At 66.6% G+C, this 25,352-nt stretch carries 20 protein-coding genes; 3 read left to right on the top strand and 17 right to left on the bottom strand.

Annotated features, from left to right (window positions below; translation table 11 throughout):
* Positions 1-132 precede the first annotated feature (132 nt).
* From tuf to ACZYYX_RS09400, 7 genes are all read right to left on the bottom strand, one after another.
* Positions 133-1,323 (bottom strand): elongation factor Tu, encoded by a 1,191-nt coding sequence (gene tuf, locus ACZYYX_RS09430; RefSeq protein WP_463814145.1) that lies wholly within the window; start codon positions 1,321-1,323, stop codon positions 133-135.
* Positions 1,324-1,442: 119 nt separating this feature from the next.
* Positions 1,443-3,545 carry an elongation factor G gene (gene fusA / locus ACZYYX_RS09425; RefSeq protein WP_111508486.1) on the bottom strand — a complete coding sequence of 701 codons (2,103 nt, stop codon included), beginning with the start codon at positions 3,543-3,545 and terminating at the stop codon, positions 1,443-1,445.
* Between the two features lie 78 nt (positions 3,546-3,623).
* Positions 3,624-4,094, bottom strand: a complete 471-nt coding sequence (gene rpsG / locus ACZYYX_RS09420) for a 30S ribosomal protein S7 (RefSeq protein WP_011895901.1) — start codon at positions 4,092-4,094, stop codon at positions 3,624-3,626.
* Positions 4,094-4,468 (bottom strand): 30S ribosomal protein S12, encoded by a 375-nt coding sequence (rpsL, locus tag ACZYYX_RS09415; RefSeq protein ID WP_046361107.1) that lies wholly within the window; start codon positions 4,466-4,468, stop codon positions 4,094-4,096. The genes rpsG and rpsL overlap by 1 nt, the downstream gene beginning before the upstream one ends.
* A 258-nt stretch (positions 4,469-4,726) precedes the next feature.
* Positions 4,727-5,302: a TetR/AcrR family transcriptional regulator gene (locus ACZYYX_RS09410; RefSeq protein ID WP_463814144.1), complete on the bottom strand. Its 576-nt coding sequence runs from the start codon at positions 5,300-5,302 to the stop codon at positions 4,727-4,729.
* A 48-nt stretch (positions 5,303-5,350) separates the two neighbouring features.
* A complete protein-coding gene (locus ACZYYX_RS09405) occupies positions 5,351-5,881 on the bottom strand; it encodes a DUF3558 family protein (RefSeq protein WP_463814143.1) in 531 nt (176 codons plus the stop codon).
* A gap of 1 nt (position 5,882) precedes the next feature.
* Complete coding sequence (locus ACZYYX_RS09400; protein ID WP_463814858.1) at positions 5,883-6,413, bottom strand: DUF3558 domain-containing protein; 531 nt, start codon at positions 6,411-6,413, stop codon at positions 5,883-5,885.
* Positions 6,414-6,554: 141 nt separating this feature from the next.
* Here ACZYYX_RS09400 and ACZYYX_RS09395 point away from each other — a divergent pair, with 141 nt between their 5' ends.
* Both ACZYYX_RS09395 and ACZYYX_RS09390 read left to right on the top strand, forming a co-directional pair.
* Entirely contained in the window at positions 6,555-6,872 is a 318-nt protein-coding gene (locus ACZYYX_RS09395; RefSeq protein WP_463814857.1) for a DUF3060 domain-containing protein, read from the top strand.
* Between the two features lie 2 nt (positions 6,873-6,874).
* Positions 6,875-7,276 carry a DUF3060 domain-containing protein gene (locus ACZYYX_RS09390; protein ID WP_463814142.1) on the top strand — a complete coding sequence of 134 codons (402 nt, stop codon included), beginning with the start codon at positions 6,875-6,877 and terminating at the stop codon, positions 7,274-7,276.
* An 8-nt stretch (positions 7,277-7,284) separates the two neighbouring features.
* Here the strand turns inward: ACZYYX_RS09390 and ACZYYX_RS09385 are convergent, their stop codons facing one another.
* The 7 genes from ACZYYX_RS09385 to ACZYYX_RS09355 all read right to left on the bottom strand — a co-directional run bounded on the left by ACZYYX_RS09385 (position 7,285) and on the right by ACZYYX_RS09355 (position 14,320).
* Positions 7,285-8,067 carry a crotonase/enoyl-CoA hydratase family protein gene (locus tag ACZYYX_RS09385; protein WP_463814141.1) on the bottom strand — a complete coding sequence of 261 codons (783 nt, stop codon included), beginning with the start codon at positions 8,065-8,067 and terminating at the stop codon, positions 7,285-7,287.
* The gene (locus ACZYYX_RS09380; protein ID WP_463814140.1) at positions 8,064-8,774 is read right to left on the bottom strand and encodes a PaaX family transcriptional regulator C-terminal domain-containing protein; all 711 of its coding nucleotides are present in this window, start codon (positions 8,772-8,774) and stop codon (positions 8,064-8,066) included. The genes ACZYYX_RS09385 and ACZYYX_RS09380 overlap by 4 nt, the downstream gene beginning before the upstream one ends.
* Positions 8,775-8,795: 21 nt before the next feature.
* On the bottom strand, positions 8,796-9,734 hold the full coding sequence (locus ACZYYX_RS09375; protein ID WP_463814139.1) for a crotonase/enoyl-CoA hydratase family protein: 939 nt from the start codon (positions 9,732-9,734) through the stop codon (positions 8,796-8,798).
* Positions 9,735-9,765: 31 nt separating this feature from the next.
* Positions 9,766-11,400: an acyl-CoA dehydrogenase family protein gene (locus tag ACZYYX_RS09370; RefSeq protein ID WP_463814138.1), complete on the bottom strand. Its 1,635-nt coding sequence runs from the start codon at positions 11,398-11,400 to the stop codon at positions 9,766-9,768.
* 27 nt (positions 11,401-11,427) lie between these two features.
* The gene (locus ACZYYX_RS09365; RefSeq protein ID WP_463814137.1) at positions 11,428-12,501 is read right to left on the bottom strand and encodes a phosphatase PAP2 family protein; all 1,074 of its coding nucleotides are present in this window, start codon (positions 12,499-12,501) and stop codon (positions 11,428-11,430) included.
* Positions 12,502-12,617: 116 nt separating this feature from the next.
* Entirely contained in the window at positions 12,618-13,367 is a 750-nt protein-coding gene (locus ACZYYX_RS09360) for a deoxyribonuclease IV (protein ID WP_463814136.1), read from the bottom strand.
* Positions 13,368-13,546: 179 nt separating this feature from the next.
* Positions 13,547-14,320, bottom strand: coding sequence for an alpha/beta fold hydrolase (locus ACZYYX_RS09355; RefSeq protein WP_463814135.1), 774 nt, complete (start codon positions 14,318-14,320; stop codon positions 13,547-13,549).
* 47 nt (positions 14,321-14,367) lie between these two features.
* Between ACZYYX_RS09355 and sthA the strand changes: the two genes are divergently transcribed.
* Positions 14,368-15,783 carry a Si-specific NAD(P)(+) transhydrogenase gene (gene sthA, locus ACZYYX_RS09350; RefSeq protein ID WP_463814134.1) on the top strand — a complete coding sequence of 472 codons (1,416 nt, stop codon included), beginning with the start codon at positions 14,368-14,370 and terminating at the stop codon, positions 15,781-15,783.
* A gap of 62 nt (positions 15,784-15,845) precedes the next feature.
* On the opposite strand, the gene ACZYYX_RS09345 is transcribed toward sthA, so the two are convergent.
* The 3 genes from ACZYYX_RS09345 to ACZYYX_RS09335 form a co-directional block, all read right to left on the bottom strand.
* Complete coding sequence (locus ACZYYX_RS09345; RefSeq protein ID WP_463814133.1) at positions 15,846-19,799, bottom strand: DNA-directed RNA polymerase subunit beta'; 3,954 nt, start codon at positions 19,797-19,799, stop codon at positions 15,846-15,848.
* Positions 19,800-19,847: 48 nt separating this feature from the next.
* Entirely contained in the window at positions 19,848-23,342 is a 3,495-nt protein-coding gene (gene rpoB / locus ACZYYX_RS09340) for a DNA-directed RNA polymerase subunit beta (RefSeq protein WP_463814132.1), read from the bottom strand.
* A 351-nt stretch (positions 23,343-23,693) separates the two neighbouring features.
* Positions 23,694-25,298 carry an alpha/beta hydrolase gene (locus ACZYYX_RS09335; protein ID WP_463814131.1) on the bottom strand — a complete coding sequence of 535 codons (1,605 nt, stop codon included), beginning with the start codon at positions 25,296-25,298 and terminating at the stop codon, positions 23,694-23,696.
* Positions 25,299-25,352 lie beyond the last annotated feature (54 nt).

Below are 25,352 nucleotides of genomic sequence, written 5' to 3'. Positions count from 1 at the left end.
GAAAGCGGCGGACCCCTCGACCGCCGCCGTGAAATACATCGTCGCTGCGCGCCGAAGCGTTACGGTGCACAGACAAAAGTGGCGCCCACCCGCATCGGGTGAGCGCCACTTCCGTATGGCTGAGTATCTAGATCACTTGATGATCTTCGACACGCGGCCGGCGCCGACGGTACGGCCGCCCTCGCGGATCGCGAAGCGCAGGCCCTCGTCCATGGCGACGGGCTGGATCAGCTTGACGGAGATGTCGGTGTTGTCACCGGGCATCACCATCTCGGTGCCCTCGGGGAGGGTCACAACGCCGGTCACGTCCGTGGTCCGGAAGTAGAACTGCGGACGGTAGTTGTTGAAGAACGGCGTGTGGCGGCCACCCTCGTCCTTGGACAGGATGTAGACGCTGCCCTCGAACTCGGTGTGCGGGGTGGTGGTGCCGGGCTTGACGATGACCTGGCCGCGCTCGACGTCCTCGCGCTTGATGCCACGAACCAGCAGACCGACGTTGTCACCGGCCTGGCCCTGGTCGAGCAGCTTGCGGAACATCTCGACACCGGTGACGGTGGTCTTGGTGACGCCCGGGCGGATGCCGACGATCTCGACTTCCTCGTTCACGTTGATCACGCCGCGCTCCACACGACCGGTCACCACGGTGCCGCGGCCGGTGATGGTGAAGACGTCCTCGACGGGCATCAGGAACGGCTTGTCGGTCTCGCGGACCGGATCCGGGATCGACTCGTCGACAGCAGCCATGAGCTCCTGGACCGACTTGACCCACTTCTCGTCGCCCTCGAGCGCCTTGAGCGCCGAGACGCGGACCACGGGGGCGTCCTCGTCGAAGTCCTGGGCGGCCAGCAGTTCGCGGACCTCCATCTCGACGAGCTCGAGGAGCTCCTCGTCGTCGACCATGTCGGACTTGTTCAGCGCGACCAGGATGTAGGGCACGCCGACCTGACGGGCGAGCAGCACGTGCTCGCGGGTCTGGGGCATCGGGCCGTCGGTGGCGGCGACCACGAGGATGGCGCCGTCCATCTGCGCGGCACCGGTGATCATGTTCTTGATGTAGTCAGCGTGGCCGGGGGCGTCGACGTGCGCGTAGTGACGCTTCTCGGTCTGGTACTCCACGTGGGAGATGTTGATGGTGATACCGCGCTGACGCTCCTCGGGCGCATTGTCGATCTGGTCGAATGCGCGCGACTCGTTCAAATCGGGGTACTGGTCGTGCAGCACCTTGGTGATTGCTGCGGTCAGCGTGGTCTTGCCGTGGTCAACGTGACCGATGGTCCCGATGTTGACGTGCGGCTTCGTCCGCTCGAACTTCGCCTTCGCCACTTCTGTGTCCTCCTGGACTTGTTGGTGCTTTTACTTAAGCAGGTGTGTTGATGTGTTCAGTTGTGTGGTCTGCGAACTTACCGGTTATTGGGCCGACCCTACTGGGCCGTTCACTCCGATTACTGGCCCGTAGCCTTCGCGATGATCTCCTTCGACACGGCCGCCGGAACTTCAGCGTACGAATCGAACACCATGGAGTAGTTCGCCCGGCCCTGAGTCTTCGACCGCAGGTCTCCGACGTAGCCGAACATCTCCGACAGCGGCACGTGCGCCTTGACGACACGTGCACCACTTCGCTCCTCCATGGCCTGGATCTGACCACGGCGAGAGTTCAGGTCGCCGATCACTTCACCCATGTAGTCCTCGGGTGTCGTCACCTCGACGGCCATCACGGGCTCCAGGATGACCGGCTGCGCCTGCGCGGCGGCCTTCTTCATGACCTGAGAACCGGCAACCTTGAACGCCATTTCCGACGAGTCGACCTCGTGGTAGGCGCCGTCGAGCAGCGTCAGCTTGACGTTGACCAGCGGATATCCGGCGAGCACGCCGTACTGCATGGCGTCCTGTGCACCGGCGTCCACCGAGGGGATGTATTCGCGGGGAATGCGTCCGCCGGTGACCTTGCTCTCGAACTCGTACGTCGCGCCGTCTTCGCCGACGAAGGGCTCGATGCTGACCAGCACCTTCGCGAACTGACCGGAACCGCCCGTCTGCTTCTTGTGGGTGAACTCGACCTTTTCGACTGCGCGCTTGATGGTCTCTTTGTAAGCCACCTGCGGCTTGCCGACATTGGCTTCGACCTTGAACTCACGACGCATCCGGTCCACCAGGATGTCCAGGTGGAGCTCGCCCATGCCGCCGATGACGGTCTGGCCCGTCTCCTGGTCCAGATGCACCTTGAAGGTCGGATCCTCTTCGGCGAGCTTCTGGATCGCGGTACCCAGCTTCTCCTGGTCGCTCTTGGTCTTGGGCTCGATGGCGACCTCGATGACCGGATCCGGGAACGTCATCGACTCCAGGACGATCTGATGGTTCGGGTCGCTCAGGGTGTCACCGGTGGTGGTGTCCTTCAGCCCGATCACGGCGTAGATGTGGCCGGCAGACGCCGTCTCGACCGGGTTCTCCTTGTTGGAGTGCATCTGGAACAGCTTGCCCAGACGCTCCTTCTTCCCCTTGGTGGAGTTGACGACCTGCGAACCCGAATCCACCTTGCCGGAGTAGACGCGCACGTAGGTCAGCTTGCCGAAGAACGGGTGCGTGGCGACCTTGAACGCCAGCCCCGAGAACGGCTCGTCGGCCGACGGCTTACGAGAGATGATCTCGTCTTCCTTGCCCGGTGCATGGCCCTCGGCTGCCGCGACGTCCAGCGGGGTCGGCAGGTAGTCGATGACGGCGTCGAGCATGGGCTGCACGCCCTTGTTCTTGAACGCCGAACCACAGAGCACCGGGTAGCCGGCGCTGGTGACGGTCAGCTTTCGGAGGCCACCTTTGATCTCCTCCATGGACAGCTCTTCGCCGCCCAGATACTTCTCCATGAGATCGTCATCGGTCTCGGCGATCGCCTCGATCATGGCGGTGCGGTATTCCTCGGCCTTCTCCTGAAGGTCCGCGGGAATGTCGACGACGTCGTACTTCTCGCCGAGCTTGGTCTCACCACGCCAGACCTTGGCCTTCATCTCGACCAGGTCGACGACGCCCTCGAAGTCACCTTCGGAGCCGATCGGCAGCTGGATCGGGACGACGTTGGCGCCGAGGCGGTCCTTCATCGTCTGCACCGAGAAGTAGAAGTCGGCGCCCAGCTTGTCCATCTTGTTGACGAAGCAGATGCGCGGCACGTCGTACTTGTCGGCCTGGCGCCACACCTGCTCGGACTGCGGCTCCACGCCCTCTTTGCCGTCGAACACGGCCACGGCACCGTCGAGCACGCGAAGCGAGCGCTCCACCTCGACGGTGAAGTCGACGTGGCCGGGGGTGTCGATGATGTTGATCTGGTTGTCGTTCCAGAAACAGGTCGTGGCAGCCGAGGTGATCGTGATACCCCGCTCCTGCTCCTGTTCCATCCAGTCCATCGTGGCGGCACCGTCGTGCACCTCACCGATCTTGTAGCTGATGCCGGTGTAGAAGAGGATGCGCTCGGTCGTCGTCGTCTTGCCGGCATCGATGTGCGCCATGATGCCGATGTTGCGGACCTTCGTGAGGTCGGTCAGCACGTCCTGTGCCACGGCTAAGTTCCCACTCTTTCGCTTGCTTGGTTGCTGTCGTCTTGCACCACCCTCGGCACCACTGCCGGGGGTGCTAAATCACCAGCGGTAGTGCGCGAAGGCGCGGTTGGCCTCGGCCATCTTGTGGGTGTCCTCGCGGCGCTTGACCGCGGCACCCAGGCCGTTACTGGCATCGAGGATCTCGTTGGCCAGGCGCTCGATCATGGTCTTCTCGCGGCGAGCCTTCGAGAAGCTGACCAGCCAGCGCAGCGCCAGCGTCACCGAGCGGTCCGGACGGACCTCCACGGGAACCTGGTAGGTGGCACCACCGACACGGCGGCTGCGCACCTCGAGCGAGGGCTTGACGTTGTCCATGGCCCGCTTGAGCGTGACCACCGGATCGGTGCCGGTCTTCTCGCGAGCCTGTTCGAGCGCACCATAAACAATGCGTTCAGCCAGCGATTTCTTCCCGTCCAGCAGGACTTTGTTGACCAGCTGGGTGACCAGCTGCGACCCGTAGACCGGATCGTTGACCAACGGACGCTTGGGCGCGGGTCCCTTGCGCGGCATCAGCTCTTCTCCTTCTTCGCGCCGTAACGGCTGCGGGCCTGCTTGCGGTTCTTGACGCCCTGGGTGTCCAGCGACCCACGGATGATCTTGTAACGCACACCCGGGAGGTCCTTCACACGACCACCACGCACCAGCACCATCGAGTGCTCCTGCAGGTTGTGGCCCTCACCGGGGATGTACGCGGTGACCTCGACCGAGCTGGTGAGCCGGACGCGGGCGACCTTGCGCAGCGCGGAGTTCGGCTTCTTGGGGGTCGTGGTGTAGACGCGGGTGCACACGCCGCGACGCTGGGGGCTCCCCTTCAGCGCCGCGGTCTTCACCTTGGCGACCTTGTCGTGGCGACCCTTGCGGACCAGCTGGTTGATCGTTGGCATGTACCGGCTTCCTGTGTTGCTTTCGTCTTTTGAAGTTTCGTGTCGCGGGCTACCCCGCATCCGGGCGTGTCGCATGCGGCGACCGCGTGATCTCGGAGTATTTTCCAAGCACCGCGGCACCAGACATGCGAAGTGGCCCGGCGCGCAGGTGTGCTTGCGGCTCGAATTCAGCCGCAGGCGCCTAGTCTGCCAGGCACGACGATCCACGATACCAGGGCGCGCGACCTCGACAAAACCCGCTGACCTGCGTAAGTGACGTCACCGGTGTCGCATGCCGGCGGCCAGACGCATGACCATATCGCTGAACACCGCGTCCGTGTCGATGCCGCTCATCACCCCGGTCATCTCGAGAAGCACGAACCCGTGCATCGCCGACCAGAACTCCAGCGCCGCGAAGAACGCCGATTCCTCGGTCAGCCCGTAGGTCGACAGCACGGCGATCACCGGGGCCGCGGCGGCGTGGGTTGCTTCGGTGAACTCCGGGTCGTCGCCGCCCAGCGGCATCCGGGTGAACGCCGAATAGCGGCCCGGGTGGTGGTGGGCATAGCTGCGGTAGGCGCCGGCCATCACCATCACCGCGTCGTCGGGGGTGCGCCCCTGCCCGACGGTGTTGAGCATCTCGATGATGTCGCCGACCACCCGCATCCGCACGGAGCGACGCAAATCGTCGAGGCTGTGCACGTGGTTGTACAGCGACGGCCCTTTGGTGCCGAGCTGGTTGGCCAGGGCGTTGATGGTCAACGCGTCCCAGCCTTCGCGGTCGAGGAAGGTCAGTGCGGCGTTGACGATGGCTTCACGGCTCAGCCTCGCCGTACGCGGCGGCCGAGTAGCCATGTCGTCGTTCCCCCTTCACGGCCCGTCCATCCGGGTAGACGAGAGACTCTAGTTCACGCGCTCCTGGCTGAGCTGGGCAAGCTGCTCGACGATGGTGCAGAGATCGGGCAGGGTCTCCGAGTTCAGGGTCTGGATGGACCAGGTGATGACGTCGCTCCCCTTGGCCACGTAAATGCTGCACGCCGAGTCGTCGAACGCCTTGAAGCCCTTGTTGCCGTCCAGCGACATCTCGGTCAGGGTGCGGCCGGCCTGCTGCTCGAGTTCCCGCTCGGTGTCCATGTCACTGCCGCGGTACCACCAGGTCGAGATGCCCATGCCGGCGCCGACATCGCCGATCATCGTGTTCTCCTGCCAGAAGCATCCGGTGTCGCTGACCACGGCGCGGGTGAACAGGTTCGAGCCGGCCGCCGCGGCGACGTCGGAGTCGGTGATGCCGTTGCAGTCGGCGCTGCGGAAGCCTGCCCCCCGGGCGGAGCCGGCGTCTGTGGACGACGCGGCGGGACCCGCCGGCCCGCCGCAAGCGGCCGTCGAGATGCTCAGCGCCAGGCCCAGCCCGGCGATCATGCGCGCGGTCGTCATCTCACATGTCCGAGCGCAGGGTCGCCGTCAGCAGCTTCACTGCGTCCACACACGGGTCCCCGGCCTTCTGGTTGCGGTACTGCACCCACCAGCTCAGCACCCCGGTGCCCGCGGCGGCTGTCGCCGAGCACGCCGCCCCCGTGACGTCGCGGCGGGCCGAGAACGCCTGATGCCGTTCGATCACCGTGTCTTTCACGACGGCTCCGCGTGCGGCGGCCACCTCGCGCTCCCGCGCGAGGGAGCCGGTGTCGAACCACGAGAACGTCACGTCGACCGTGACCGCCCCCGGCCGGGACAGGATGTACTGGCACACCGCGCCGCTGTAGGGCCGGATCACGTCGTCGGCGCCGAGCGTCGCCTGAACCGTGCTGTCGTCGAGCAGACCGCACCGGTCGTCGACGTATCCGTACGACCGATCGGGGTCGGGGACCGACCCCTCCTCGCGCTGCGCGGTGCCACCGACCGTGTGCGCGCAACCACCCACCGTCGCCGTCGCGAGGACACCGGCGACAGCAACGGCGAGGGCATCCATCACACGGTGGCTGACAGGCTGGTGCATCGCAGCTCACGGTACCCAGCGCAACTCGCTGTGGCGACTCGCTCGACGTCGTACGCTGCCGAGGTGACCTCTTCACGACGAGTGCTGGCCGCGGGCGTCCTCACGGTGTCCGCCATGCTGATGGTCTCGCCGAACGCGCAGGCCAAGAACGGTGACACCCACATCACCGGGCAGGGCGTGAGCAGGACCATCGACTGCAACAACGCGACGCTGATCGTGGTGGGCACAGGGAATCAGATCAACGCGCTCGGAACCTGCTGGGCGGTGACCGTGCAGGGATCGAGCAACACGATCGTCGCCGACAACGTCATCAACGACATCACCGTGTACGGATACGACCAGGCGGTGTTCTACAAGACCGGGTCGCCGGTGGTGTGGGATCGCGGCCGCGAACTGGGGATGACAAATCGCGTGGATCGGGTACCCGCGTAGCCGTGAATCGACTTCTCCTCGGCGGTGCGGCGCTGTGCGCGGCCGCGCTCGGTCTCTCGGCATGCGGCTCCACCAGCTCTGACACCGATCAGCCCACGGCGACAGCGGGTTCGTCGGGCGCGCAGGTGGAGATCGGCAACACGATCAACTACGGCTCACTGGGTACGACGGCCGACCTGGATTGCGCAGACGGAAAGTCTCTCAACGTCGGAGGGTCGAACAACACCCTCACGGTCGCGGGCACCTGCGCGAACGTGAACATCGGCGGGGCCGACAACAAGATCACCTTCGACAAGGTCGACAAAGAGTTGTCGGTGGTGGGGATCAACAACACGGTCACCTACCGTGACGGTGATCCGAAGGTCAACGACACCGGCAGCAACAACACCATCAGCAAGGGCTGACGCCGGGCTCAGGTCGCGCTGGCCCCGTGCCTGCCCGCGCCGGCGGCGAAACGCGCTGCGCCATCGAGAGATTCCGCGGCGACCCGCGACATGCTGCCGAACTCGACGTCCATCGCGTCGGCCTCCGACAGTCCCCACTGGTGCAGCGCCGAGAGCCGGTCGCTGCGCATGCACTGCTGCGGGAGGCGGGCGAGTTCGGCGGCGAGTTCCTCGGCCGCGGCACGAGCCTGCCCGGTAGGCACCACGCGGTTGGCCAACCCGATGGCCAGCGCCTCGTCGGCCTCGACCGCCCGCCCGGTCAGGATCAGGTCCATCGCCCGGCTCTGGCCGATCAGTCGGGGCAGCCGCACCGTGCCTCCGTCGATGAGTGGCACCCCCCAGCGCCGACAGAACACGCCCATCACCGCGTCCTGTTCGACCACCCGCAGATCGCACCACAGCGCCAGCTCCAGTCCCCCGGCCACCGCGTGGCCGCTCACCGCGGCGATCACCGGCTTGGACAACACCATCCGGCTCGGACCCATCGGTCCCGGACCACTGCGATGCACCGCGTTGGCCTCAGGGGTGCCGAAGGCCTTGAGATCAGCTCCGGCACAGAAGGTTCCGTTGTCACCGCAGAGCACAGCCACCGCCGCGTCATCGTCGCGGTCGAACTCGTCGAAGGCGGCGTAAAGAGCGGCCGCCGTCGGCCCGTTGACCGCGTTGCGGGCGTGCGGACGGTTCATGATCACTGTGGTGACCGGGCCGTTCTTCTCGACCCGCACTCCGTGTTCGCTCACCGTGCCTGTCATCGTGCCTCCATGATCTCGTCGTGCCGCCGTGCGGCCAGTTCCGCGGCGAAGTCCTGGTACACCGACCGCAGCGCCGCGCCGGGCCAGCCAGCCGGCAGCAGCTCCGCGGGCAGCACGGGGTCGGTGCGCAGGTGCCGCACGATACCGGCGGCCGCGGCAAAGCGGCCGGGAACGTCTGGGGCCCCGGCCATCTCGGCGAGCAGGTGCTCGCCGGAGGCCACCCAGCCGGGAAGATCCCACAGCGCCGCGGCGAGCCCTGCCGGATCGTCGTCGTGCACCCGCAGCACCCGGGTGTGCGGGCGCACGTCATCCGGCAGCGTGATGTCCAGATTGGCCGGCCGCAACCACAACCCCTCGCGGAGTTCACCGAACCTGCTGTCGTGCAACGCTGTTCGCATCGTAGATCGCGTGCGGGCATCGTTGCCGACGCTGGTCACCGCCACCCCGATCCAGGAACCGTCCCAGGACACGGTGCGCGGGTCGATCGCGTCGTCCTGCCGGCGCTGCCGGGCCAGCAACCGGTCGGACAGCCGATAGCCGTCACGGGAACGCACCAGATCACCCGCGCTGACCATCCTGGTCAACGCCACTCGTACCGTCGGCTCCTTGAGGTCGAAATCGGCTGTCAAACGCAGCAATTCACTCGCGGTCGCCCAGGCAGGATGCGCACCCAGCAGCACGCTCAGCACCACCGAGCGCGCCGTCATCCGCCTCACCGGCTGGGGCATTCACACCCCCGACGTCGCGCGCCCGTGGTCGCCGAACGGTTCGTCGCGGCGGCGGACCGCGTCCCGGAATCCGTGCTCGCGGGCCTGGGCCACGAAGGCATGTCCCTCAGGGGTGTGCCGCGCGATGCCGTCGAACACCGTGGAGACCATCGCACTGGTGGCGACACCCTGGTTGATCAGCGTGCTGTTCATCGCGAGCTTCACCATGATCAGCTGGTTCACCGGCATCGCGGCGATCCGCTCGACAAGACGTTCGGTGCGCTCGTCGAGATCCTCGGGCGCGGGCGCCTCCACTGCCAGGCCCCACTCGGCGGCCTGGGCGCCGGTAATGCAATCTCCGGTCAGCAGAAGCCTTTTCGCGCGCTGGTCACCGAGGCGATGCGCCCACAAGCCCGCCGCAGGCACACCCCAGACCCGGGTGGGCGGATAGCCGATCTTCGCGTCCGCGGCGGCGATCACCTGGTCGGCGTGCAGCGCGATGTCGGTTCCGCCGGCCACGCAGTAACCGTGGATCTTCACCACGGTCGGCTTGTCGGCGTGCATCAGGCTGGCGAACCCGCGGACGAACCGGCTCATCATCTGGTAGTCGATCATCGGGTCCCACGGCTGATCCGGAAGGTGATTGATCGCCTGCGTCTTGCCGGACAGCACGGTGTCGCGGTAGGGATTGCCACCGCCGGCCGACGACGAGCCCTCGGCATAGGCCGACAGGTCGAAGCCGGCACAGAATCCTTCTCCGCGGCCCGAGACCAGGATGACGTGGACGTTCGGGTCGAGATCGGCGCGTTCGACCAGCGCCGACAACTCCAGTGGGGTGTCGGCGACGATCGCGTTGCCCTTCTCGGGCCGGTTGAACGTGATGCGGGCGACGCGATCGGTGACCTCGTAGGTCATCGTCTTCAAATCGTCGAAGTCCACCGGCCTGATCGCATGTGTCATGCGCGATCCCGCTTCGCTTCTCGCTGGGAAGTCATGCCTTGACCATGGCCCGCTCGAGGATCGGCGACAGGTCGAGCCCGGTGGGCATCGTGCCGAACGCGCCGCCCCACTGGCCACCCATCCGGGTGGCCAGGAACGCCTCGGCGACCGCGGGATGGCCGTGTCGGACCAGCAGCGCGCCCTGCAGGGCCAACGCGATGTTCTCGGCGACCTGCCGTGCCCGGTACTGGATCGTCACAGGGTCCTCCACATCGCCCAGTGCCTGCCGCAGCGCGGCGACGTGGCTGTCCAGCCGCGGGTCGTGCCCCGCCGTCGCGCCCAGTTCGTCGAACAGCACGTCGATACACTCCGGCCGAGTCATCATGGCGCGCAACGTGTCCAGCGCACTGACATTGCCCGAGCCCTCCCAGATGCCCATCAGCGGCGCTTCGCGGTAAAGCCGCGGCATGCCGGAGTCCTCGACGTAGCCGTTGCCGCCCAGGCACTCCATCGCCTCGGCGGCGTGGGGTGTCGCCCGCTTGCACACCCAGTACTTGGCCGCGGCCAAACCGATTCGGCGCAGCAGTGTCTCGCGCTCGTCGCCGCGGACCGCGTGATCGGTGGCACCGGCCATCCGCATCGCCAGCATCGTCGCCGCCTCGGCCTCCACGGAGAGATCGGCCAGCACGTTGCGCATCAGCGGCTGATCGATCAGGTAGTCGCCGAACGCCGAGCGGTGCTGGGCGTGATGGATGGCGCGCATCAGCCCGGTGCGCATGCTCGTGGCGCTGCCCAGCGTGCAGTCCAACCGCGTGAGGTTCACCATCTCGATGATGGTCGGCACACCGCGGCCTTCCTCACCGACCAGCCACGCCGTCGCTCCGTCGTACTCGACCTCACTGGAGGCGTTGGCGTGGTTGCCCAGCTTGTCCTTGAGCCGCTGCAGGAACATCCGGTTGCGGGTGCCGTCGGGGAGCACGCGCGGCAGCAGGAAGCAGCTCAAACCCGCAGGCGCCTGCGCGAGCACGAGGAAGATGTCGCACATCGGCGCCGAGGTGAACCACTTGTGCCCGCGCAGGGAGTAGGTGCCGTCGCCGTTCGGGGTGGCCTGGGTGGTGCCGGCGCGGACGTCGGACCCGCCCTGCTTCTCGGTCATCGACATGCCGGCGGTGATACCGGCCTTGGTGGTCGGCACCTTCAGTTCGGGGTCGTAGCTGCGGCTGGTGAGCAGCGGCTCGTAGATCGCCGCCAGCTCGGGGTTGTGCCGCAGCGCGGGCACGACGGCATAGGTCATCGAGATCGGGCAGATGTGACCGGGTTCGGGGGTCCACACCGAGGTCTTGGCGGCGCGCACGACATGGGCGCCCGGCCGGTCGTCGGCCCAGGGGGCGGCGTGCAGTCCGTGGCCGATCGCCACGGTCATCAGCTGGTGGTACGCAGGGTCGAACTCGATCTCGTCGACGCGATGGCCCACCCGATCGTGTGTGTGCAGCACCGGCCGGTTGCGGTCGGCGAGCTCACCCCAGCGCTGCGCCGCAGCGGAGCCACCGAGTGCGCCCAGCTCGTGCACCTCGTCCATGCCCCACTGCCCGCCCTCCCGGATCAGCGCTTCGGCGAGGACGGGTGAGGCGGCGGGGTTGAAATCCGCCAGGGACGGGACCTGATTGGTGACGACGTGCGTGTCCATGCGCACACTGTTACATCTTTGCGACGGTCACACAAGATCTGTAACAGCCGGACGGCGCCGCCACGCGTCGTAGCGATGCAGCCCGATCATCACCACCGCGGCCAGCGCCCACCCCAGCAGGAGGTCGACCACGTAGTGCTCGGCGCTGTAGACCAGGGTGAACGCCATGACAAGCGGATAAGCCACCAGCAGAGGACGCCAGCGCCGCTGCACCCGGGTCCACAGGAAAGCGGCCAGCGCCGCCGACATCCCGGCGTGCAGCGACGGGATCGCGGCCACCAGGTTCACGCTGGCCTGGCCCTGGTCCAGCAGCGCGGTCGCCGAGTGGAGGTTGAGCTTGCCCCAGCCCCGGCCGACGATGCGCTCGACCCAGTCGTTGGCGCCGTCCTGGGTGAACTGCATCGAGCCGAGCAGTCCCCCGTCGGGCACACCGCGGGCCGGCCGGAACATGCAGCCCGGCCCGGACGGCCCGCCGCTCACGTCACCGGGCGTGCAGCGCGCGGCAGCCCACGGCGGGGCGGCGGGCAGCAGCGCATAGATCAGCAACGCGACCAGGTTCAGCCCGACGAACAGCCGGACGAACGCCTTCCATTCCTGCCGGTCGCGCAGCCACAGCACGGCCGCGATCACATACGGCAGGATGAAGAACGACATGTAGACCGCGCTGATCACCACCTCCCACCACGGCGGAGTAGGCATCTTGAGGCGTTCCTGCAGCCATACCGTGGGCATCGCGCCGTGGAACATCGCACGGTCGGCGTCGGCCTGCCAGTGCCACAGCGTGGGCCGGCCGATCAGCGTGGCCGCCCCCCGGCTCAGGTCGTAGGCGATGAGTACCAGCGCGAACGGCAGCCAGTCGCGGATCACCGCGATCATCCGCCGGCCCTGACCGATGCTGGCCGCGAGCAGTCCGGTGCAGATGTAGACCAGCAGCAGTTCGCGGTTGAACGCCAGACCGTCGGTCACCGTCCGGTACACGACAACGGCGGCCCAGAGCGCGACGGCGATCCACCGCAGGATGCGGAGTCGGCTGGTCCGGCGCCGCGGCGGGGTGTCGGGAGCGGGCGCGACCGCAATCGACGTCTGTTCGATTGCGGACACATGAGCCTTTCGACACGGGAAGGGCAAGGATTCCCGGCGTCAGACTAATTAACCTTGCGGCCAGCTGCCGTTCAACATGCGTTCGGCTACGAAGTTGTGACGGTCTGATGAGGTCGTCAGAGGTTGTCGCGCAGGAACGCGATGTCGTCCTTGCGGCCCTCGTCGGCGGTCTCGCAGATCACCGGCGCGCCGGCTGCGGACACGACCGCGACCAGCAGCTGGGGATCGATCTGCCCGGTGCCGAAGTTCGCGTGGCGGTCCGCACCCGAGCCTGCGGCATCCCGGGAGTCGTTGCAGTGCACCAGGTCGATGCGGCCGGTGATCGCCTTGATGCGCTCGACCGCGTCGACCAGCGCCTCGCCGGCCGCCCAGGCGTGGCAGGTGTCCAGGCAGAAGCCGATGCCCTTGTCGCCGATGTGGTCCCACAGCCGGCCGATCGTGTCGAAGTGGCGGGCCATCGCGTGGTCGCCGCCCGCGGTGTTCTCGAGGTAGACGGGCACGTCGGTCTCGAGATAGTCCAGCGCCTTCACCCAGCGCTCGAAGCCGGCGTCCATGTCGTTGTCGTCGGCGTGGCCGCCGTGCACGATCACCGCGGTGGCGCCGACGTCGGCGGCCGCGTCGCAGGTGTCCTGCAGGATCTTGCGCGACGGGATGCGCACGCGGTTGTTCGCCGAGGCCACGTTGATCAGGTACGGCGCGTGCACGTAGATGGGTGTGCTCGCGGCCCGCAGCACCGCGGCGTCCTCGCGCGGCTTCGGCTTCTTCCAGCTCTGCGGGTTTCCGAGGAAGAACTGGACGACGTCGGCGCCGTCAGCGGCGGCCGCGGCCAGGGGGTCGTCACCGTGAACGTGGGATCCGATCAGCACCCCGCCGAGTCTAGGCGGGCGACGATCAAGCGGTGAGGCACGAGCCGCGTTGAGGAGCCGCCTGCAAGGCCAGGCGGGCGACGATCAAGCGGTGAGGCACGAGCCGCGTTGAGGAGCCGCCTGCAAGGCCAGGCGGGCGACGATCAAGCGGTGAGGCACGAGCCGCGTTGAGGAGCCGCCTACGAGGCCAGGCGGGCGACGATCAACTCGAGCACGGGCGCCACCGCGGTGAGGAACACCCCGAAGTGGGTCTGGCCGGCGATCACGTCGAGGGTCACGCTGCGACGAAGTGGGCGGTGGGACAGCGCCGCGACGTCGTCGCGGACATACGGCACGATCCAGTCCCGCGCTCCCACGTAGTAGGTGGCCGGGCAGGCGATCGACGCGGGGTCGATGTACCGGGTGGGCTGCAGGGATCCTGTGATCGCGGCCGCCACCGCGAGCGGATCGTTGCCTCCTTCGAGCATGTCCTGCACCGCGGTGTCGGTGATGCCGAACGCCGTCCAGATGCCGGCCCAGTCGCAGCGGCCCAACAGCTCGGCGAACCGCGTCAGCAGCCGGGCGCCCTCCATCTCGTGGGCATGCATCGCATAGGCGCCCACGACCAGGTGTGCCACGCGGTCGGGGTGGCGGCTGGCCAGGGCGGCGGCCAACCAGCCGCCGCGCGAGTACCCCCACACGGTCGCCTGCGAGACCCCTTCGGCGTCGAGGACCGCGACCAGATCCGCCGCCACACCCGACGCCCGGTAGACCTCGGGATCGTGGGGCTTGTCGCTGTCGCCGTGCCCGAGGGGGTCCACGGCGATCACCCGCCACCGCTCGGCCAGCGCATCGACGTAGCCGAGGTCCTTCCACTGACTGGCCGCCAGCAGCGTTCCCGGCACAAGAACCAGAGTCGGGCCGACCCCGGCGACGGTGTAGTGGATGCCGAACCCCCGCGATGTCACCCGCACCCCACGAGTGTGGGGTGTAGCTCGCCGAAATGGGGAAAGGTAAGGGCATGGCGTCGCAGACGGAGTACGACCTGGTGGTCATCGGCTCGGGCCCGGGAGGGCAGAAAGCGGCGGTGGCCGCGTCCAAACTCGGCAAGTCCGTCGCCGTCATCGAGCGGGGCTGGATGCTGGGCGGGGTGTGCGTCAACACGGGCACGATCCCGTCGAAGACGCTGCGTGAGGCCGTCATCTACCTGACCGGCATGAACCAGCGCGAGCTCTACGGGACCAGCTACCGGGTCAAGGACCACATCACCACCGAGGACCTGCATTTGCGGACGTCCCACGTCATCACCCGCGAGATCGACGTGGTCCGCTCGCAGCTGATCCGCAACCGGATCGACCTGTTCACCGGGCACGGTCGCTTCGTCGACCCACACACCGTCATCGTGGAGAACGACAACGACAGCGAACACATCACCGTCACGGCCGAGAACATCGTGATCGCGACCGGCACCAAGCCGGCCCGCCCGGAAGACATCGAGTTCGACGACGAGAAGGTGCTCGATTCCGACGGAATCCTCGGGCTCAAGAAGGTCCCGTTGTCGATGGTGGTGGTCGGCGCCGGCGTCATCGGTATCGAGTACGCCTCGATCTTCGCCGCACTGGGCACCAAGGTGACCGTCATCGAGAAGCGGCCCTCGATGCTGGAGTTCGTCGACTCCGAGATCGTCGAGGCACTCACCTTCCATCTGCGCGACCACGCGGTGACGTTCCGCTTCGGCGAGGAGGTCACCGGGGTGGAGATCGGCGAGGACACCACGCTGACGACGCTGGCGTCGGGCAAGCGGATCGCCGCCGACACCGTCATGTACTCGGCCGGCCGGCAGGGTCTCACCGACGGCCTGGACCTGAAGGCGGCAGGCCTGGAGGCGGACAAGCGGGGACGCCTGCAGGTCGACGACGACTTCCGCACCCCGGTCGACCACATCTTCGCCGTCGGCGATGTCATCGGCTTCCCCGCCCTCGCAGCCACCTCCATGGACCAGGGGCGCCTGGCCGCCTACCACGCGTTCGACGAGCCGGCCAACGACATGACCGCCCTGCAGCCCATCGGCATCTACACGATCCCGGAGGTGTCATTCGTCGGTGCGACCGAGGCCGAGCTGACAGAGAAGGCCGTGCCATACGAGTTCGGTGTGGCCCGCTACCGCGAGCTGGCCCGCGGACAGATCGCCGGCGACTCCCACGGCATGCTCAAGCTCCTGGTCTCGACCGAAGACCGAAAGCTGTTGGGAATTCACATCTTCGGCAGCAATGCCACCGAGCTGATCCACATCGGACAGGCCGTGATGGGCTGCGGCGGCACGGTCGACTACCTCGTCGACGCGGTGCTGAACTATCCGACGTTCTCCGAGGCCTACAAGATCGCTGCGCTCGACGTCACCAACAAGCTGCGCGCCGTCGAAGAGTTCCAGAAATAGAAAAGAACCCCCACCCTCTGTCGAGAGTGGGGGTTCTTCTCTGTGCCGACTAGTGGTAGTCGCTACCGGTAATCGCTGTAGCCGTAATCGTCCAGCGGCACCGCGGCACCGGTGGCCTGGCCGAAGTCCGGGCTGTAGTACTGATCCTCGTAGGACGGGATCGTGTACGCCGCAGCGCGGGCCTCTTCGGTCGGCTGAACCTGGATGTTGCGGTACCGGTTGATGCCGGTACCGGCCGGGATCAGCTTGCCGATGATCACGTTCTCCTTCAGACCCTGCAGCTTGTCGCTGCGGCAGTTGATCGCCGCATCGGTCAGCACGCGGGTGGTCTCCTGGAACGACGCCGCCGACAGCCACGAATCCGTGGCCAGCGATGCCTTCGTGATACCCATCAGCACCGGACGCCCCGCCGCGGGCTCGTTGCCCTCGGCGACCACCCGACGGTTCTCCGTCTCGAACTCGCCACGCTCGGTCAGCGAGCCGGGCAGGAACTCCGTCGCACCCGAATCGATGATCGTGACGCGACGCAGCATCTGCCGGACGATGACCTCGATGTGCTTGTCGTGGATCGACACACCCTGAGCGCGGTACACCTCCTGGACCTCCTTGACGAGGTGGATCTGCACCTCGCGGGGACCCTGGACGCGCAGCACCTCGTGCGGGTCGGCCGAGCCTTCCATCAGCTGCTGGCCCACCTCGACGTGGTCGCCGTCGGTGAGCAGACGCTCGGAGCCGTCGTCGTGCTTGAACACCTTCAGACGCTGACGACGCGAGAGCTTGTCGTACACGACCTCTTCGCCCCCGTCGTCGGGAACGATGGTGATCTTGTAGAACTTGTCGCTCTCCTCCAGGCGAATCCGCCCGGTGACGTCGGCGATCGGAGCGCGGTTGCGGGGCACACGTGCCTCGAACAGCTCCTGCACGCGGGGCAGACCACCGACGATGTCCTGACCGCCGGTGACACCACCCTGGTGGAAGGTACGCATCGTCAGCTGCGTGCCGGGCTCACCGATGGACTGCGCGGCCACGATGCCGACGGCCTCGCCGATGTCGACCAGCTTGCCGGTCGCCATCGAACGCCCGTAGCACATCGCGCACACGCCGGTGCCTGTCGTGCAGGTCAGCACCGACCGCACCTTGACCTCGGTGATGCCCGCGGCCAGCAGTGCGTCGATCGCCGGATCACCCAGGTCGTGTCCACGCTCGACCACGACGTTGCCGTCGGCGTCGACCGCGTCGGTCGCGAGGGTGCGGGCATAGGCCGACGTCTCGATGTGCTGATCGCGCACCATGGTGCCGTCGTCCTGGCGCTCGGCCAGCGTGACGTTGATGCCACGCTCGGTCGCGCAGTCGTTCTCCCGGACGATGACGTCCTGCGACACGTCGACCAGACGACGGGTCAGGTACCCCGAGTCGGCGGTACGCAGCGCGGTGTCGGCCAGACCCTTACGGGCACCGTGGGTGTTGATGAAGTACTCCAGCACCGTCAGGCCCTCGCGGAACGAGGACTTGATCGGACGCGGGATGAACTCACCCTTCGGGTTCGTCACCAGGCCCTTCATGCCGGCCAGGGTGCGGGTCTGGGTGAGGTTGCCCGTCGCGCCGGACTTCACGATCGTGATGATCGGGTTGTCCTCGGGGTAGTACTCCTCCAGCGCCTTACCGACCTCTTCGGTCGCGTCCTGCCAGATCTTGACCAGGGCCTCGTTGCGCTCGTCGTGGTTGAGCGCACCGCGCTGGTACTTCTTCTCGATCCCGTCGGCTTCCTTCTCGTACCGGTCGAGAATCTCCTGCTTCTGCGGCGGCACCAGCACGTCGGCCATCGAGACCGTCACCCCGGAACGCGTCGCCCAGTGGAAGCCGGCGTCCTTGAGCTTGTCGACGGTCTGCGCGACGACGATCATCGGGTAGCGCTCGGCCAGGTCGTTGATGATCCGGGCCTGCACCTTCTTGTGCATCTGCTCGTTCACGAACGGATAGCCCTTGGGCAGCAACTCGTTGAACAGCACGCGACCCAGCGTCGTGTCGGCGGTCCAGGCGTCGCCCGGGGTCCAGCCGTTCTCGAACAGTTGCGCCTCGAGATCGGCCGGCGGACGCTGCTGCGTCAACCGGACGCGGATCTTCGCGCGCACCGACAGCGCGCCACGGTCGAGGGCCATGATGGCCTCGGCCGGGCTGCTGTACACACCGGACTCCGGCTGATCCTTGGCGGCCGGCGTGTACTCGCCGGTGTCGCCCTTGATCTCGGTGGTCAGGAAGTACAGGCCGGTCACCATGTCCAGACGCGGCATGGCCAGCGGGCGGCCCGACGCGGGAGACAGGATGTTGTTCGACGACAGCATCAGGATGCGGGCCTCGGCCTGCGCCTCCGCACTCAGCGGGAGGTGCACGGCCATCTGGTCACCGTCGAAGTCGGCGTTGAACGCCTCACAGACCAGCGGGTGCAGCTGGATGGCCTTGCCCTCCACCAGCTGCGGCTCGAAGGCCTGGATGCCCAGGCGGTGCAGCGTGGGCGCACGGTTGAGCAACACGGGGTGCTCGCCGATGACCTCTTCGAGGACGTCCCACACCTGCGGACGCTGACGCTCCACCATGCGCTTGGCGCTCTTGATGTTCTGCGCGTGGTTCAGGTCGACCAGACGCTTCATCACGAACGGCTTGAACAGCTCGAGAGCCATCAGCTTCGGCAGACCGCACTGGTGCAGCTTGAGCTGCGGGCCGACCACGATGACCGAACGGCCCGAGTAGTCGACGCGCTTGCCGAGCAGGTTCTGACGGAACCGACCCTGCTTGCCCTTGAGCAGATCCGACAGCGACTTGAGCGGGCGGTTGCCCGGGCCGGTGACGGGACGGCCGCGACGGCCGTTGTCGAACAGCGCGTCGACGGACTCCTGCAGCATCCGCTTCTCGTTGTTGACGATGATCTCGGGGGCACCGAGGTCGATCAGTCTCTTGAGACGGTTGTTGCGGTTGATCACACGGCGGTACAGGTCGTTGAGATCCGACGTGGCGAACCGGCCACCGTCGAGCTGCACCATCGGGCGCAGCTCCGGCGGGATCACCGGGACCGCGTCGAGGACCATGCCCATCGGCGAGTTCCGATTGGTCTGGAACGCCGCGACGACCTTCAGTCGCTTGAGCGCACGCAGCTTCTTCTGGCCCTTGCCGTTCTTGATGGTGTCGCGCAGCGACTCGGCCTCGGCGTCGATGTCGAAGGTCTCGATGAGCTTCTTGATCGACTCGGCGCCCATGGCGCCTTCGAAGTACTCGCCGTAGCGGTCCTGCAGCTCGCGGTAGAGCAGCTCGTCGACGATCAGCTGCTTGGGAGCCAGCTTGGTGAACGTCGTCCAGATCTCCTCGAGCCGGTCCAGCTCACGCTGGGCCCGGTCGCGCAGCTGACGCATCTCGCGCTCGCCACCGTCGCGGACCTTGCGCTTGACGTCGGACTTGGCGCCCTCGTCTTCGAGCTCCTTCATGTCGGCTTCGAGCTTCTGCGCCCGGGCCTCGAGGTCGGCGTCGCGCTGATCCTCGAGAGCCTTGCGCTCGACGGCCATCTCGGCCTCGAGCGTCGACAGCTCGTTGTGCCGCATCTCGTCGTCGACAGCGGTGATCACGTAGGCCGCGAAGTAGATGATCTTCTCGAGATCCTTCGGGGCCAGGTCGAGCAGGTAGCCCAACCGCGACGGCACACCCTTGAAGTACCAGATGTGCGTGACGGGAGCGGCCAGCTCGATGTGACCCATCCGCTCACGACGCACCTTGGCGCGAGTGACCTCGACGCCGCAGCGCTCGCAGATGATGCCCTTGAAGCGGACGCGCTTGTACTTGCCGCAGTAGCACTCCCAGTCGCGAGTCGGTCCGAAGATCTTCTCGCAGAACAGGCCGTCCTTCTCGGGCTTGAGCGTGCGGTAGTTGATGGTCTCCGGCTTCTTGACCTCGCCGAAGGACCAGTTACGGATGTCGTCCGCGGTCGCGAGACCGATGCGGAGTTCATCGAAGAAGTTGACGTCTAACACGTAACTCCCTTTCCCCTTTCGGGACTAGAAAAATTCACAAGGCCAGATCTACGCAAGGTCTTCCACAGAGGCGGATTCGTTGCGGGACAGGTTGATTCCGAGGTTGGCAGCAGCACGCTCCAGGTCCTCGTCGTCGCCGTCTCGCATTTCGATCGCCGCGCCGTCCGAAGACAGCACCTCAACGTTCAAGCAGAGCGACTGCAGCTCCTTGAGAAGCACCTTGAACGACTCCGGAATGCCCGGCTCGGGGATGTTCTCGCCCTTGACGATGGCCTCGTAGACCTTGACGCGACCGACCGTGTCGTCGGACTTGATCGTCAAGAGCTCCTGCAGCGTGTAGGCAGCGCCGTAGGCCTGCATGGCCCAGCACTCCATCTCACCGAATCGCTGACCACCGAACTGCGCCTTACCGCCCAGCGGCTGCTGCGTGATCATCGAGTACGGACCGGTGGAGCGGGCGTGGATCTTGTCGTCGACGAGGTGGTGCAGCTTCAGGATGTACATGTAGCCGACCGTCACCGGGTACGGGAACGGTTCGCCACTGCGACCATCGAACAACTGCGACTTGCCCTCGGCGTTGACCATCACGTCACCGTCGCGGTTCGGCAGCGTCGAGCCCAGCAGGCCCTCCAGCTCGCCCTCGCGGGCACCGTCGAACACCGGGGTGGCCACGATGGAATCGGCCGGGGCCGACTGCATGCCCTCGGGCAGATTGGCCGCCCACTCCGGGCTTCCCTCGATGTTCCAGCCGGCCTTGGCCACCCACCCGAGGTGGGTTTCCAGGATCTGGCCGATGTTCATACGACGCGGCACACCGTGGGTGTTCAGGATGATGTCCACCGGGGTGCCGTCCGGCATGAACGGCATGTCCTCGACGGGCAGGATCTTGCCGATGACGCCCTTGTTGCCGTGGCGTCCGGCGAGCTTGTCGCCGTCGGAGATCTTGCGCTTCTGGGCCACGTAGACGCGGACCAGCTCGTTGACACCGGCCGGCAGCTCGTCGTCGTCCTCACGGGAGAAGACGCGGATGCCGATGACCTTGCCGGACTCACCGTGGGGCACCTTGAGCGACGTGTCGCGAACCTCGCGGGCCTTCTCGCCGAAGATGGCGCGCAGCAGGCGCTCCTCGGGAGTCAGCTCGGTCTCGCCCTTCGGCGTGACCTTGCCGACCAGGATGTCGCCGTCGCGGACCTCGGCGCCGATGCGGATGATGCCGCGCTCGTCGAGATCGGCCAGCACCTCATCGGAGACGTTCGGGATGTCCCGGGTGATCTCCTCGGCGCCCAGCTTGGTGTCGCGGGCATCGATCTCGTGCTCCTCGATGTGGATCGAGGTCAGCACGTCCTCTTCGACCAGACGGTTGGAGAGGATGATCGCGTCCTCGTAGTTGTGCCCTTCCCACGGCATGACGGCGACGAGCAGGTTCTTGCCCAGTGCCATCTCACCGTTCTCGGTGCACGGACCGTCGGCGAGGACCTGACCCGCCTCGACACGCTGCCCGGCGTCCACGATCGGGCGCTGGTTGGCGCACGTGCCGTGGTTGGAACGGGCGAACTTGCGCATCCGGTAGGTGTGCCGGGAACCGTCGTCGGCCATCACGGTGATGTAGTCGGCCGACACCTCTTCGATGACGCCCGCCTTCTCGGCGACGATGACGTCACCGGCGTCGATGGCGGCGCGCAGCTCCATACCGGTGCCGACCAGCGGAGCCTCGCTGCGGACCAGCGGAACGGCCTGGCGCTGCATGTTGGCACCCATCAGGGCACGGTTGGCGTCGTCGTGCTCGAGGAACGGGATCATCGCCGTCGCGACCGACACCATCTGGCGCGGCGAGACGTCCATGTAGTCGACCTCGGCCGCCGAGACGAACTCGACCTCGCCGCCCTTGCGTCGGACCAGGATTCGCTCCTCTTCGAAGCGTCCGTCACCGTCGAGCGGCGAGTTGGCCTGCGCCACGACGTGGCGGTCCTCCTCGTCGGCGGTCAGGTAGTCGATCTGGTCGGTGACCCGGCCGTCGATGACCTTGCGGTAGGGCGTCTCGATGAAGCCGAACGGGTTGACCCGCGCGTACACCGACAGCGAACCGATCAGGCCGATGTTCGGGCCTTCCGGGGTCTCGATCGGGCACATGCGGCCGTAGTGGCTGGAGTGCACGTCGCGGACCTCGAGGCCGGCGCGCTCACGGGACAGACCGCCGGGGCCCAGCGCCGACAGGCGGCGCTTGTGGGTCAGACCCGACAGCGGGTTGTTCTGGTCCATGAACTGGCTCAGCTGGCTGGTGCCGAAGAACTCCTTGATCGCCGCCACGACGGGACGGATGTTGATCAGGGTCTGCGGCGTGATCGCCTCGACGTCCTGAGTCGTCATGCGCTCACGCACGACGCGCTCCATACGCGACAGGCCGACCCGGATCTGGTTCTGGATCAGCTCGCCGACGGTACGCAGACGACGGTTGCCGAAGTGGTCGATGTCGTCCACCTCGACCGGCACCTCGACACCGCCGGGCACCGTCATCGTGGTCTGGCCGTCGTGCAGACGGACCAGGTACTCGATGGTCGCGACGACGTCCTCTTCGGTCAGCGTCGAGCTGGTGATCGGCTTGCCTGCGTTGAGGCCCAGCTTCTTGTTGACCTTGTAGCGGCCCACGCGGGCCAGGTCGTAGCGCTTCTCCTTGAAGAACAGATTCTCCAGCAGGGTCTGCGCGGACTCCTTGGTCGGGGGCTCGCCCGGCCGCAGCTTCCGGTAGATATCGAGCAGCGCCTCGTCGGTGCCGGCGGTGTTGTCCTTCTCCAGCGTGCCCATCATGATCTCGGAGAAGCCGAAACGCTCGGTGATCTGCTCGTTGGTCCAGCCCAGCGCCTTCAGCAACACGGTGACCGGCTGGCGGCGCTTGCGGTCGATGCGCACACCGACGGTGTCGCGCTTGTCGACGTCGAACTCCAGCCACGCGCCGCGGCCGGGGATCACCTTGACGCTGTGCAGCGTCTTCTCGGTGGACTTGTCGATCGTCTCGTCGAAGTACACGCCCGGCGAGCGGACCAGCTGGCTCACCACGACACGCTCGGTGCCGTTGATGATGAAGGTGCCCTTCTCCGTCATCATCGGGAAGTCACCCATGAACACCGTCTGGCTCTTGATCTCGCCGGTGTTGTTGTTGATGAATTCGGCCGTGACGAACAGCGGAGCCGCGTACGTCATGTCCTTGTCTTTGCACTCGTCGACGGGTGCCTTGACCTCGTCGAAGCGTGGGTCGGAGAAGGACAGCGACATCGAACCCGAGAAGTCCTCGATCGGGGACAGCTCCTCGAGAACCTCCTGCAGACCACCCTTGGGGTCCACATCGCCGCGGTCGACGGCACGCTGGAACCAGTCCTGCGCGCCGATCAGCCACTCGAACGATTCGGTTTGGACGTCGAGCAGCCCGGGAACCTCGAGAGGCTCACGGAGTTTCGCGAAGGAAATTCTGTTTGGTGCTCCGGGAACGGAGTTGTTGGTTACTGACTCGATCTGGCGGGACCCTGCCAAGATGCATCCTTCCAGCACCTCATGCGACCGTGGAGACCGGAGGAGACCGGACCATCGTGCCGCGATTCTGCGTCGGTTCGGCTGGCTCCACGAGCCGCCTCCGGCGCACGGCACGCGTCGAGATCGCTGAGCAGAACTCAGGCTTCGACTACGTGGGCGGTGCGGATGAGGTGGGCAGGATGCAGCCAGCGCAACGTCCAACGATAGCGCAGGACGGGCTATTCCTCAACATCCAGGCACAGATCGCATGCTGTGAAGGCTTGGTCGCTGGCTGGCGTCCTCATCCCGTGCAAACATGCTGGCCAATAGATTGGCCCGGTTTCGCTGTTCCGTCAAGAGACAACGCGGTGTTTGGGAGTAATTGGAACATCAGATCGTCACGGTGCGCACGCGCCGGGGCGACGACGAGGTCAACTGATCCCACCACCAGCCGGTGACGACGCTCCACGCCGAGGCGTCGCTGTCGTAGAGCCGGTCGGTGTGGGTGCCGTCGAGCATGTCGTTGATCCAGCCCGCGGCGAGCACCTTGTTCGCCATCACGTCCAGCGGCGACGAGTGCCCCATCGCCATGTAGGCGAAGTACTGCACGATCGGCGCGGTGGTCTGCATACCGTCGGCGTGCGACCCGTCCCGGAACGTGACGCCGGTGAACATGCCGGGCCGGACGGCGCTGAGCTTGCGGTTCGTGTCGCCGTACCAGTTCCAGGAGCTGGGCCCGGCCGCGATGTTGTACACGGGGATCGATGTCGGGATCGCGGCGATGTCCTGGCTCATGTAGCTGAGCGTGCCGACCCCGTCGAACATGATCAGTCCGGCCAGATCGTCGGCGTTGCCGGTCTGGACCATGTATCTCCCGACCATCGCCACCAGGCCGCCACCTGCCGAGTGCCCGGCCAGCACGACCCGGTCGGGCAGCACCCCGTCGTACCCGGCGGCGTGTGCGCTGGCCGTCAGCGCCGCGCGGTCACCGGCGAACAGGGCCGCGATCGCTCGACCGGTGCTCGGCCATTCGAGCGGGTAGTTCTCGACGTCGAATGGATTCCACGTCAGCGACGGCACCACGACGATGCTGTCGGTCTTCTCGGCCAGATATGCCGCGGTCGCACTGTAGAACGATGCGTTGGCCAGGAAGCCGTGCTGCAGGTAGATCAACCCGGCGGGGGTGTCGGTGTCGGGGAAGTACCAGTCGGCGGGGACGTCCTTGTGGCCGCCGATGGTCAGCGTCGACGATTCGACCCGGACAGTGCTGCCGAACGGCGCGCGGACCGGGCCGGCAAAGAACTGCATGGTGTCGGTGTAGAAGTCGTAGAACTTCTTGCCGATGGTGTTGAGGACGTCGAGCAGGGTCGTCGTCTGCGCCGGCGGCGCGTCGGCGGCAGCCAGGCGCATGACCATGGCCCCGTCCGGCGCGCCCAGATCGGTCTCGATGCCGGTGGCGAACATGCTCGGACGCACGAGGCGCCGGGGCTGCGCGACGGTTTCAGACGACCATGGTTCGGACGACGATGGTTCGACGACGGGCGTCACGGTGGGTTCGTCGGCCGGTTCGGCCTCGTCGGTGGCACCGGCGTCCTCGGATGCGACGGATTCCGTGTCGGGCTCCGGCGCACGGTGTCTACCGCCGCCGAACAGGTCCCGCAAGGGTGTGCGCACCGGCTTGTCGATCGCGGACTCCTCGGGGGCCGCTGTGTCCGGTGGGGTCACCTCGGGTTGCGACACGTCGGGCTCGGGCTTGTCCGACCCGGGCTCGCCCTGGTCTGGCTTCTCCGGTTCTGGCTTGTCCGATTCCGTCCGGTGCGGCTTCACCCCGAACGTACGGTCCCGTTTCGTCACCGTCTTCGAGGTCGCCGGCTTCGAAGTCACCGTCTTGGCCTGCGACGCTTCATCCCCGCCGCCGGCATTCGACGACGCCTGGGTGCCCGTGCCCGACGACGATGCATCGTCGGCTGCCGCGACACCCGCGCTCGTCAGCATCGCAGCTGACATTCCCCCCGCTAAAACGCCTGCCCCAACCCAGACCCGATAGCG

Source organism: Mycobacterium sp. IDUB_1, from assembly GCF_055419625.1.
Note: the sequence above shows the minus strand (reverse complement) of the source record. Positions and strands in the feature narration are given on the sequence as shown.